Source organism: Paenibacillus sp. FSL P2-0121 (genome assembly GCF_037975345.1).
In the GTDB taxonomy this organism is placed as follows: domain Bacteria; phylum Bacillota; class Bacilli; order Paenibacillales; family Paenibacillaceae; genus Paenibacillus_AQ; species Paenibacillus_AQ odorifer.
This window is the reverse complement of sequence record NZ_CP150245.1, coordinates 3,439,892-3,452,080: the sequence shown is the minus strand read 5'-3', so window position 1 is coordinate 3,452,080 and position 12,189 is coordinate 3,439,892. Positions and strand designations below refer to the sequence as shown.

Sequence of the window (12,189 nt, the reverse complement as noted above, 5' to 3'; positions counted from 1 at the left end):
ATTTCCCAATAGAAACAATGATTCCTATGATCCAATTTGTTTCCCTAGGTAAACTTTTATTCTTATATACAATATATTTACCCGAGGGCAATATGTCAACAACATTCCTTAAATCAACAAAAAAAAAGAACCCAAGTGATTTGAGTTCTTTTGCATTATTTCAATATAAAAATCTCATAGTTGCAGTAGTTTTAAACATCTAGGCTGCATCAAATACCCCCCTGTAATACGCTCTGCCTGCAATTGAATCGTATATTCTCCTGCCGTGGGGAAATACAGCTCACCTACTTGAAAGCTTTGAAAATTACTAACCCCATCAGTAGAATGAACTTTAGCTTGTAAAATTTGATCCGCTGCCTTGATGAGGTAGTCTCCGCCACCACCATTCTCTCCTTCTTCGCTGCGATATTCGATACTAACCTGAAATCTTACCGGACCTAATGTCCGGACATGCCAAATTGCGGTATCCTCTCTATCCTTCCAGTCCAACAGATTATCATGGTCTTTTTTTCCTGTATCGTAACGGAGGGTTGGACCAACGATCTCACTTTCAAATACCCCTAATTCTTGTAAGGTATCTTCTCCAAAGTCCAATAATCGGACTGGATTACCTTCTACAGGTTCTGCACAGACAATTGCGATGACCAGCGGCAAGTTGTTAGAATTTTCGGCAAAGTTCGGTAAGCTGGGGAGTTCGACTTCCAGATCCTGCTCAGATAACTTTGTGAAAATCAGCTCCTCCCCTCCATCTAAAGCAAATACCTTTTGAACAGCGGTCTTCAGACCGGGGACGATTAGCTTATTTCTCTTCTTAAGATCGAAAACATGCAGATATAATGTGTTTCCTTTCAGAGTGCATCTGCCCCATGACGGTTTGGCTGTGGGCGATTCTCCAGCACCGTAAATGCTATCCCCATTGGTATTTAACCAATCTCCTACATCAAGCAAAATGGATTCGGATACCGAATCCCATTCCCCTGTTGCTGTTGGGCCGATATTGATTACCAGATTTCCATTTTTACTTACAACATCGATGATCTGGCGGATGATAGTTACAGGGGATTTCCAATGGTGATCGGATCTCTTATACCCCCATGAGTCGTTTAACGTAATAATATTCTCCCAGTACTTACCAAGGTTACGAGTCGTAAGTTGATTATCAGATGTATTTGAATAATCTCCAAGTGGTGCTTTCCATACTCTGCTATTGACCAAACATTCTGGCTGAATTGCATGAACCGCCGCCAAAAACGCTTCTCCTTGCTCACGGGTCAGTTTGCCTCCGCAATCAAACCACATTAAACCAACTTTGCCGTAGTCCGTCAGCAGCTCACGGACTTGAGGGATTGATTTGCTGTGCAAATATCGTTCAAAGCGGGTTCGTTTATCGGTATCATTTATCCACGTTTGAACGTCATCGTAAGCGCCGATATTCAGTGGATAATCCCAGGTATTCCCTTGAGAGTCTGGATCATGCCAATCCATCGCATGAGAGTAGTAAATTCCGAGTACCATTTTTTCCGCACGACATGCCTCCATTAGTTCCCGAAGGGGATCACGGCCCAATGAGGTGTGCTTGACGATCGAATATTCGGATACACTTGAGTCATACATCGCGAAGCCGTCGTGATGTTTAGCTGTAAAGATGATATATTTTAGGCCAGCACGCTTGGCAGTCCGTACCCACTTCATTGCATCAAAAGCTGATGGATTGAACGCTGCGGCCATTTCCTCATATTCAGCCACTGGGATCTTCGCGCGTAGCATAATATGCTCACTGTAAGAAGCTTGTATTTCTTTTCCCTTCCATTCACCCGCAGGCAGGGCATAAGGGCCCCAGTGAATAAACAAGCCGAGCCTGGCTTCCTGCCACCATTCCATACGCCGAGCCTGCTCATTATCTATCGGAGTTTCGACCGACTGTATACTATACGGATCATCGAGAAGGTTTTCTGTTGTTTTTCCGTTCCTTACCATAACTGAAGAACGGCTCCGCGGAGTTTAGATACAGCCTCGACGAAGAAATAATCGCCATAGATCAGTGGCGTATCAATGTGCACACCCCCTGGAAGATTGGATGTTCCAGAAAGAATCAAACCCTCCTCTTCCGGAATGTCCCAAGTCCCATAATTCTCATAAAGTGAGCGAACGATTTGTTCTGCGGCTCGCAGGTAAAAAGAGGCTTCCGCCTGTGGTACGATCTTTGCCAGCTCAATCAAGCCACATGCCGCACATGCACCAGCAGAGGTATCACGCGGCTTTTCGCCTGCATCAGGTGCCCTGAAATCCCAGTGAGGTACATGATCCTCCGGAAGATTAGCTAAGAAGAAGTGCGCAGCTCTTTTAGCTCCCGTTAGAAACTTATTCTCTCCGGTATAGTGAAAAGACAAAGTAAGACCGTAAATCATCCATGCGCTGCCCCGTGCCCAAGCGGATTCTTCCGCATAACCTTGGCCGGCCATAGCGCCGATTTTTTCGCCTGATTCCGGGTTGAACTCCAGAATATGATAACTTGATCCATCCGGACGTAAAAAATGCTCAACTACCGTTTCCGCATGCGCAGCGGCGATATGCCGGAAACGCGGATCCTCTGTAACTTCCGATGCCCAGTATAGTAAGGGCAGATTCATTACAGTATCAATGATGGACCATCCCGCCCGGTTTATCTTCTCCGTGTCATGCCAGGCTCTGATAAATGACCCTTTCAGGTTAAAGCGGCTGGCCAGTTGAGCAGCAGCCATCAACCCGCGCTGCTTGGAGCGTTCATTACCAGTCACTCGGTAATTGGCCAAAGCTGAGAGTGTCCATATAAAACCAGCATCATGATGTACGGTAAGGGCATAAAGAGGTTCATCCAATTTCTCTTCAATTTGCTCGGCGATTTCTTGCAGCGCCGGATGATTACCTTCTGCGGCAATCTGCCACAAAATACCCGGCCAGAACCCTGCTGTCCACCACGATGGACGCATGTTGTCGTATACTCCGCTCACGGAAGCATGCGGAAAACTAACACCAATTCGCTTACTAGTCTTTTCCACTTTATTTACAATTTGTTGCCAAGCGCCATCCTCCCATTCCAGAGTAGACTCCGAAATTACCAGTCCGCGAGTTTGTTGAGTTGGTATAACTTCACTCATTTTAGTTCCTCCTGTAAACACTGATGATATTTATGAAATTTAATTTCTTAAAGCGTTGTCCGTAGTGGAATGACCATATTCCAAGTGTGCTTCGCATTTCGAAACCCTCCCGGTCCATCTGCTACTGCAGCGAATAAATGGGTAGGGACCCCTTCTTGAAATAATAGGAACGGACGTTCAAAGCTGCCCATCCACTGCTCTGTGCCGTCCTCCCAGAGTACCCGCCGGGAATACGATTGCGTTGAATCAGCCAGCTGCCAGTCGGTTCCATCCGTAGATGATGCAAATATCCCACCGTGCTTTTCTCCACATATCCGGTCATCCATATCCTTGGCGATCATTTGGTACCCGTCCGTGGTCCGCCAGATAAATGGATCTTCAATATGAGACCGCTCTGGTGGAAACAGCGGTGCGTTGTTAATTACTTTATATGGCCCTTCGTCCTTAGATGAACCGGCAATGCCAAGCGTCATCTGTCCATAGGAATTGCCCTCGTATTTGCGGGCTTTATATACCAATAGCAAGGAGCCATCTTCGCGGATACAAGGAGCCGGATTGGATGTGAGAAAGCTGTCGAACCTGCCCGGACGTGTAGGCAGAATAGGTGCGTCCATCCTTATCCATGGTCCGAATACACTGTCGGCTATAGCTAAGCCAACACGTTTGTTGGCACGAGCGGCAATCACCCGATAGTCGTCAAGTTCCACTGTTTCATTAGGCTGCGGCTCAGCGAATGGATGAGTGGAACCCATATAATACAACAGATACTTATCACCATAACGAAGGATATGCGGATTATGGGTGCTTCGTCCGTCCCAGTATTCCGCTCCCCTTGCGGGTAGTACGGTTTCTTCGTACGTATAAGGTCCTTCCGCGTTATCGGCAGATGCGCGGACAATTTCTGAGCGGAGTAACCATCCCGGATGCATCGGCAGCCACTTCGGCCAACGGGATGCAAATAAATGAAAACGCCCATCCTCGCCACGCACAGCTGATCCGCACCACACCCACCAATCCTCCATGCGGAACCCTCCGTTCAAAGGAGCAGGCAACATTCGGTCCATCAATGAAAAAGTCATTTTCTCCCTCCACGGCTTATTGCTTTACATCTGTTAGTCCATAACGTTTAGCAGCACTGCCATGTAGCCATTCCGCCGCAATATTCAGCGCCTCCTCCCGGCTGATCCAGCCTTCTGCTATTTGACTTTCCAAAAAGCGCGCAAGTATTTTTTTAACGATCAGCAGCTTGCCATATGTCCATTCGATACAGCGCGCATCCGAGACAATGAGCGAACACTTGAGCGGGGCGAGTGCCTCCAACCGATACTGCATGCTCTGCAAATAAGTACTGGGTCTGAAGTTATACCACCACATCCCACCTACATGAACGTTAGGGAAATTCCATGCAGCCTGCACAATATCCAGGTTATTTAATTCTGAAGCCACCACCAGCTCAAACGGAATGGAATACCGTTCAAACAAACCATACAGTTTAACAATCCGTAGCGGATCGTTAACTGGCGCAGCCGATGTATTACACCATCTCCGTTCGACGCCGAGAAACAGCTGCAAGAACATTCCTCTTACTTGCAGTTCCGAACAGATATGATGAAGGAGCAGCATCATGATTTCATCCGGTTCAGTTACGCTGCTAAGATTGTAAACATCATGAGCATTGGCTTCAAAGGCTGGCAACGTAGTCATGATTCCCGGACAGCCCATCGTCTGATATGAGTGCAACTGCTCGCTAATAAACTTTTTCGCTTGAGTATAAGCCGCTTCCCGGCTGGGATCAGAGGCATCTGTAATATCCTTTGCCAGCTCAGGCAGCCAGGAGTCAATTCGAGGAATCAGTAGAGTATTTTCTCTCATGTGTGCAAAGTTGGCATGCTCCGGACGGTTTACAATAAACCGCTGCACATGCAGACGGTCAGCTACGTTTTGCGCCCAGCCGGGATCGTTACTTTGCTGTTTAACCGTTATATCCGCTTTGAACACCGACTCTGAATCAGTGATGGAGATACCGTACAAATCTTTCATGATTGCTGTAAAAGCACGATTCATCATCGTATTACGGGAAGCGTGGTAAGCTCTAACAAAAGAGTCAGTCCGCTTCTCTTTCGAAAGTTGGTCCGCATCCGCCGGATATCCTGCTGACTGAAGCTCTTGGTTCAACCAGAAATAATCGGCTATTTCCCAGAAATCAGCCGCGTTTAGCTTATCGCCGACGAGATGGGTATGTGTATCGATTACAGGCAGACGCATGATTTCATCACACAGAGCAGTTTGACTCATTGTTCTCCCTCCTAACTGGCAGGAAGCCCTTCGAATGAAGAGGCTTCCTGAGAATCTATCTATTTCCGGCTTTGCTGATTAAGGATTCCCTCATTATTTTTGTAGCGTTCTGTTGCTTCTTTTAAGATTTCTTCGCCGCCCTTTTGCTTATATTCCTCGATGACTTTTGGGAAATCGCTAATCGGTTCTTTGCCATAAATCATTTTGACCATATGGTCTATGATCAGTTTTGGTGCCTGATCGGGACGTTTGGAGGCAAGATCAGGGAATTTGCTGAAAGACTCCAGATCAGGTACAAATCCGATGCCCCCTAAGCCTTCTTTACTCAGAGTTTCATCCAATGCTTTCAAAACATCTTTACCACCCGTAAGCAGCTCAGTTCGTTCGCGGTTGATTGTTCCGTCCCCTACCCAGCGCAGCTGTGTGCGGAATTTCTCTTCATCTTGGGCAGCCTTGTTCTCTGGCAGCTTATAATCAACTTTTCCGTCTTTTACCGTGTAATTCTCGCCTTCAATCCCAAAGCTATAGAAATTACTGGCTTCCGGGGTCTGCATCCATTCAAACATTTGGATAATCCGGGCAGCCTTTTCTTTACTGACTTTATTGTTGATATACAGTGAGGTATTGACCGAACTATACAAGCCGTATCCTTTTTGTCCATGGTCACCGGTTGGCGACGAGATAATATCCACTTTCGCTTCCGGATTGGACGCGGCGATCTGGGTCCGGAAATCCAGGAGATTCTGCGCATTAGCTGTCCAGATCCCTGCATTGCCTGCAGCAATATTTTCACCATACTGTGCCGTTTGGATTGTCGCAAAATCCTTCTGAATGAGGCCTTCGTCATACATCGTTTTGTATACGTTCAGTGCTTTTTCCATATTCTCGGAATTATAAAATTTGGGTACGATCTCTCCATTGTCCTCTGTAAACTGATAGCCAAGCGCGTCATATGCACCAAATGCGATATCTGCATACTTGAAGTTCTCACGCATCTGATAAGGAGCGCTCACACCGAGTTTCTTAAAAGCGCGCAGCACATTCAAGAAATCCTCAATCGTTACAGGTACCGGAAGGCCAGTTTTCTCCAATAAATCAGTTCGGATAAAGGTAGCACGTCGAGACGGATTGCTGAGCCAAGTCGGAATGCCATATATTTTTCCGTCGTAGCTGACTTCATCCCATGCTTCCTGCGGGACAACCTTCATCAGGTTGGGTGCATTCTCCTTCAGCAGATCATCCAGCGGCATAAAAACACCAGCCTGAACCGACCCAGCCATCGATTTATCCGTAGCCCCTCCGACATTTTGAACCACATCCGGGATATCACCGCCGGCAAACATAACAGCCATTTTGGAATCAAAGTCCTTCAAAGGAATTAACTTAATGTCTAAATCGACATTCGCCCGTTTCTCTAACTCCTTGACCCACTTATCGGTGTTAATGTCTTTAGAACTTTCCGTGTAAGCGTTTCCGCTTGTGTTTAACGAAATACTAAATTTAAGCGGTTTTGATTCGCCTGCTGCATCGACGTTACCGTCCGATGTTTCATTGCTTCCGCATCCTGCGACGAGACTTGAGACAAGCGCCGTGGATAGGATCAGACTAACCCATTTTTTCATCTGGATAATCCCCCTTATTAGTATAAAAAGGTATTTGGTTTACCTGTACCCATCATAAAGCTGTATCAACAGCACTCCCATGGGGTGGATTATTGTGGGATGTGTTTTTTTGTGATCGGTTATCGTTTTAAAAAAAGGCCATCCCCAAAAGTCCGCGGCTCGGACCTCAGGACAGCCTTTTGATCCTCGTTCTCTTCGGCGAGTAACGCCTATGCGTTAAGCACTTGATGTTCCTTCCTTCCGGAAATCGGCATTCTCATGATCATGCGTGTTCCGCATTCTGGACTGCTTTCTACGTCAACGCCGAATTCTTCTCCGAAGACAAGCTGAATCCGGCGATGAACATTTTGCACACCGATGCCGCCTGGGCTTCCTTTCCCTTCCTCCACATCGGCGAGTCGATTTTCGCTCAGTTTGAGGCGAAGTTCTTCAAGCCGCTCCGGGGTCATCCCGCTGCCATTATCCGTAATGCTGACCCAGAAGATATCGCCATCCTCTCCAGCATCAATCGTAATTGTGTGATAATCTTCAACACCATAACGAAAGGCGTGCTGGAACACATTTTCCACAAGTGGCTGTAAGGTCAAGCGAACCATTTTGCGCAGAAGCATTTCAGGCTTTATCCGCACATCGATTTCAAACGGCCTTCCGATCCGGTGATTGAGAATGACCATATAATGGATGACATGCTTCAGCTCATTTGCTACGGTTATCTCTTCAAGATTGGTGCGCACCGAATAATGCAGCATGTAGGACAGGGCTCCGACAATTTCTGATATTTCATCTGAATCCTGAATTACTGCATAGCAGACCACCGTTTCGAGCGTATTGTATAAAAAATGAGGGTTGATTTGCAGCTGTAAGGATTGGAATTCGGCCTTCTGCCGCTCAGCTTCCATTTCCTTGTTCTTCAGTTCTGACTGATACACGGTGTCCACAAGCTCTGACAGGCGGGTTACCATCAGATTGTAACGAACGATAAGCCCAGTGACCTCATCCTGGCTTTTCGGAAGGGAGATTAATTCCCAATTTCCTTTTTCGGTCTGGCTCATTCCTTTCATCAGTATACGGATGGGTGTAGTAACGGACTTACCAAATCGGCTTGCCAGAAACAGCGCTATCATAAATGTCAAAATCGCGACAACAATAATATAATTCCGGATGGTAATTAGCGGCTTTTGCAGCTGAGTGTCTGGGATGGATACAACCAGATGCCAACCGGAATATTCCGCATTACGGCTGATATAAGATTTTTCCACGCCCTCTGCCGAACTGCGGAACATCGCCTCTCCTGCTTGCTCAATTTGCTTGCCAAGACTATCGGGAATCAACGTCCCTACTTTGTTTTGATCGTTATGATATTGAATCCTGCCTTCGCCATCTACAATAAAAAAATAGCTTTCGGGACCAAGATCGATTCCTTTCCATAACGTAGAGAGCTCCTCTGCTTTGACTTCGATGCCTACAAATCCTTTCATCTCTGGTGACTGAAGACCGCGAATGCTGCGGATTAAGGTCAACATCGGCGTTTGATCCCCACGGATACTGTAATTGATTACATTCAACTGTCCACTGACATCTGTATGTTCTTTGAAATACCGGATCTGTCTAGCGGTGTCTTCCTGTGTAAAAGATGGCGCTGAACCGCCATTATAATAATAAAGCGCATTCCCGGAATACCCGATAATATATAGGGCTTCAATCTCGGGATTGCGAATCCATACTGGTTCAACAATAGCATCGCGAATATCGGTCGTGTAGCGGTAATTTTCATATTCCTCACGATCTGCTGATAGATCAATATATCTTTTAACTCTCAAATCCGTTAGTAGCGCCACGGTCGACCGTTGATAGGATGAAATATAGAGATTGGTATGATGAACTGCATTATTTACGATCTGAATCATTTGGTTTTCAGTGCTTGACTGCAATTGCTTGGCAGAAATGCTGTAAAAGGAAATCCCCAGCGCTGACAGGGAAAGTAAGATGACAATGGTAAAATAAAATAGCAGCTTCCGGCTGAGGGTTGCTCTCATTATTCAATGCCAAACGAAGCACGGTATTCCGAAGGTGACACACCCACGAGATTTTTAAATGTCTTCGTAAAATGAGGATAATCCTCGTAACCTACATGAATCGAGATGTCACTGATTGTCATGGTGGGTACGGCAAGAAGTCTGCGCGCTTCCTCCATTCGTCTCCGGATCCGATAGTGTACGAAGGTTTCCCCCGTCATTTTTTTGAATAATGCGCTGAAGTAGGTGCGGGCAAGTCCCACCCGTTTGGCTACTTCTTCTAACGACACATCCTCAGCCAGATGTTTATCAATGAAAGCTTTTGCTTCTTCAACCGGGTCCTTATAGTTGCCTTTGCGAGTAAGCTGCAGCTCCGCAAGTATACCGTTTATTATCGCGACAAATGCTAACATCGTTTCTTTTTTCGTATTGGGGGCTTTTACCCCTCCACAGCACCAGGACGGAGGCTTCCAGCCTCGGCGTTCCAAGCGATCTACGATCATTTGCAGACAATCATTCAGCACTGCATCCATGCTAAAGACGTTCAATCCTTCAAATAAACCCGATGTTTCTCTTTCATCAAGCAGACGGTTTGTCTCATCACGTTGCAGCAGCCAGATGTGTTGTTCCAGCTGTTCGGCCCAATCCACGTATTTATGAACAGGAATAATGCTGCCTGTCATGCCGGATATCAGTTCTCTCAGCATATCATGCACATCCTGCTGGAGAACCGGCTTCAGTAAATACCGTTTAACGCCATAGGCCATTGCTCGTTGTGCATATTGAAAGTCATTGTACCCGGAAATGACTGCCACCTGGACATGACTGTAATCACGGTGAATTCGTTCACATAAATCAAGGCCATCCATCCGCTTCATGCGCAAATCTGTCAGCACTAAATGCGGTTCTAGCTTTTGGATAGTTTCTAAGGCTGCTTCGCCGTCGTCGGCTGTATAAATCGCGGTGAATGAGACCGGATAACGCTGGACCATCTTCACCAATCCTTTTTGAATGACAGGCTCATCTTCTACAATCAATACTCGCACTTGTATCAAATCCCTTCCGGAATGGAATCAGAATCAGTTGTCTTGTGGTATGAAATTGATTTGAAGTTGCGATATTTGGCAACGCTTCCATTTTGAGTTTGGATTATATCTTACCATATTTTGATAAGCAGATGGCTGTTTCTTTTAAAGGATGATGCAAGCTGATTGATTTAAGACTTAATAGATCCGATTAACATCCCTTTGATAAAATACTTTTGCAGAAACGGATACACGATAATAATCGGTATGACGGAGACGACAATAACTGCCATTTGCACACCTGCCGGAGATACTTCATTTACGTTTTCTAATAAGCTGCCCGCTTGCCCAAGGTCGTTACTCAGTACGATTTCCCGAAGCCGCAGCTGAAGTGGATAAAGCGCTCGTGTATTGATAAAATACAACGCCGATGAATAAGAATTCCAATGGGATACCGCGTAGAACAAGCCCATAGTTGCCATAACAGGTTTGGACAAAGGAAGGATGACGCTCCACATCGTGCACAGCTCTCCCGCTCCATCCATTCGCGCGCTGTCTATCAGCTCAGTAGGCAGGGCTGAGAAAAAAGAACGCATGATGAACAGGTTATATGCACTGATGGCCGATGGGATGATTAATACCCATAAAGAGTCGATCAAGTGCAAGTTTTTGATGACCATATAGTTCGGTATGAGCGGAGCGTGAAATATCATCGTAATAAGGATTAAAATCAGAACTCCTTTGCGCATCGAATATTCGGATCTGGATAAAGGATAGGCCAGTGATGCAGTTAAAATCAGATTAATAAGCGTTCCGACAACGGTAATAAATATACTTACCATGAAAGCTCTCCAGATGGAGGTATCCCCAAGAATAACTTGATAATTCATAAGCGTCCAATCTACAGGGAATAGCTTAACCTCGCCTGCATTAATGGCATGAGTGCTGCTAAATGATTTGGCGAGCACATGCAGCAGAGGGAAGACCATCAAGCACCCGACCAGCATCAGAAATATATAGTTAAAAACGTCAAACAGGCGACCTTTATTTTTCATTTACTCTTCGACTCCTTTCTAGTAAAGTCCATCCCCTGATGCTTTTTTGCTAAGCGTATTCCCGATCATGACTAGCAACAGTCCGACGACCGATTTAAAGAGTCCTATAGCTGTTGTATAGCTGTATTGCTGATCAATAAGACCCACTCGGTATATATACGTATCGAGAATATCTCCATTGGTCTCATTAAGCGAATTGATAAATACAAACACTCGCTCAAAGCCAAAATCAAGGAAGTTACCGATATGAAGCAGGAACATAATCATGATAGTGGGCAAGATCGTCGGGATCGTTATAGATAAGGTTTGTTTCCAACGATTTGCTCCGTCAATCCGGGCCGCTTCGTACAGCTCAGGATTCACAGCAGCGAGTGCGGCTAAATAAACAATAGTTCCCCATCCACTGTCTTTCCATATGCCTGTTCCAACCAGGATGGTACGAATATACGAGTCCTCGCCCAGAAAATAAACGGAGTCGAGCCCAAAAGTATTTAAGATCTGGTTCACGATACCTGTCGTTGGGGACAAAATGCCAATCATAATCCCCCCAATAATGACCCATGAGAGAAAATGGGGCAAATAAACGACGGTCTGCAAAATCCGTTTATAGAAAGCTTTTCTCACTTCATTAAGAAGGAGGGCGAATATTATGGGAACCGGAAACGCAAAGACCATATCATATAGGCCGATCAGGATAGTATTTTCAAGAATTCTCAAAAACTCTGGATAGGTGAACATCCGCCGGAACTGATCAAGGCCAACCCACGGACTGCCTGTAAAACCTTTGAATATGTTGTAGTTTTGAAAGGCCATGATGGAACCCGCCAAGGGTAAGTATTTAAATACGATAAAAAAAATAATGCCTGGAAGTGAAATGAGATATAGCGCCTTATATTTGCGCAAATTGGTCATTCGTCTTTGGAATGGGGAAAGATCTGGCCTGCTCGCTGGCAATGCGGCTGGCACTTGTTGTGGCATAATTATCGCTCCTTTGGTTGCAGTTTGGATTTTGTTGTATGGCTAATGTTAATCCAATATCC

General features: G+C 45.7%; 9 protein-coding genes. All 9 read right to left on the bottom strand.

What is annotated here, in order from left to right:
* Positions 1 to 174 precede the first annotated feature (174 nt).
* Complete coding sequence (locus tag MKY54_RS15340; protein ID WP_312148504.1) at positions 175 to 1,977, bottom strand: alpha-L-fucosidase; 1,803 nt, start codon at positions 1,975 to 1,977, stop codon at positions 175 to 177.
* The gene (locus MKY54_RS15335) at positions 1,971 to 3,137 is read right to left on the bottom strand and encodes a glycoside hydrolase family 88 protein (protein WP_339191067.1); all 1,167 of its coding nucleotides are present in this window, start codon (positions 3,135 to 3,137) and stop codon (positions 1,971 to 1,973) included. Before MKY54_RS15335 ends, MKY54_RS15340 begins: the two co-directional genes overlap by 7 nt.
* A 47-nt stretch (positions 3,138 to 3,184) precedes the next feature.
* On the bottom strand, positions 3,185 to 4,216 hold the full coding sequence (locus MKY54_RS15330) for a glycoside hydrolase family protein (protein ID WP_339191066.1): 1,032 nt from the start codon (positions 4,214 to 4,216) through the stop codon (positions 3,185 to 3,187).
* A gap of 16 nt (positions 4,217 to 4,232) precedes the next feature.
* Complete coding sequence (locus MKY54_RS15325; RefSeq protein WP_339191064.1) at positions 4,233 to 5,432, bottom strand: glucuronate isomerase; 1,200 nt, start codon at positions 5,430 to 5,432, stop codon at positions 4,233 to 4,235.
* Between the two features lie 59 nt (positions 5,433 to 5,491).
* Complete coding sequence (locus MKY54_RS15320) at positions 5,492 to 7,054, bottom strand: extracellular solute-binding protein (RefSeq protein ID WP_076190380.1); 1,563 nt, start codon at positions 7,052 to 7,054, stop codon at positions 5,492 to 5,494.
* Positions 7,055 to 7,263: 209 nt separating this feature from the next.
* Positions 7,264 to 9,090: a histidine kinase gene (locus MKY54_RS15315; protein WP_339191061.1), complete on the bottom strand. Its 1,827-nt coding sequence runs from the start codon at positions 9,088 to 9,090 to the stop codon at positions 7,264 to 7,266.
* Positions 9,090 to 10,115 (bottom strand): response regulator, encoded by a 1,026-nt coding sequence (locus tag MKY54_RS15310; RefSeq protein ID WP_339174243.1) that lies wholly within the window; start codon positions 10,113 to 10,115, stop codon positions 9,090 to 9,092. The genes MKY54_RS15315 and MKY54_RS15310 overlap by 1 nt, the downstream gene beginning before the upstream one ends.
* A gap of 170 nt (positions 10,116 to 10,285) precedes the next feature.
* Positions 10,286 to 11,149: a carbohydrate ABC transporter permease gene (locus tag MKY54_RS15305; protein WP_339191058.1), complete on the bottom strand. Its 864-nt coding sequence runs from the start codon at positions 11,147 to 11,149 to the stop codon at positions 10,286 to 10,288.
* 18 nt (positions 11,150 to 11,167) lie between these two features.
* Positions 11,168 to 12,061, bottom strand: coding sequence for an ABC transporter permease subunit (locus MKY54_RS15300; protein WP_076190487.1), 894 nt, complete (start codon positions 12,059 to 12,061; stop codon positions 11,168 to 11,170).
* Between the last annotated feature and the right edge of the window lie 128 nt (positions 12,062 to 12,189).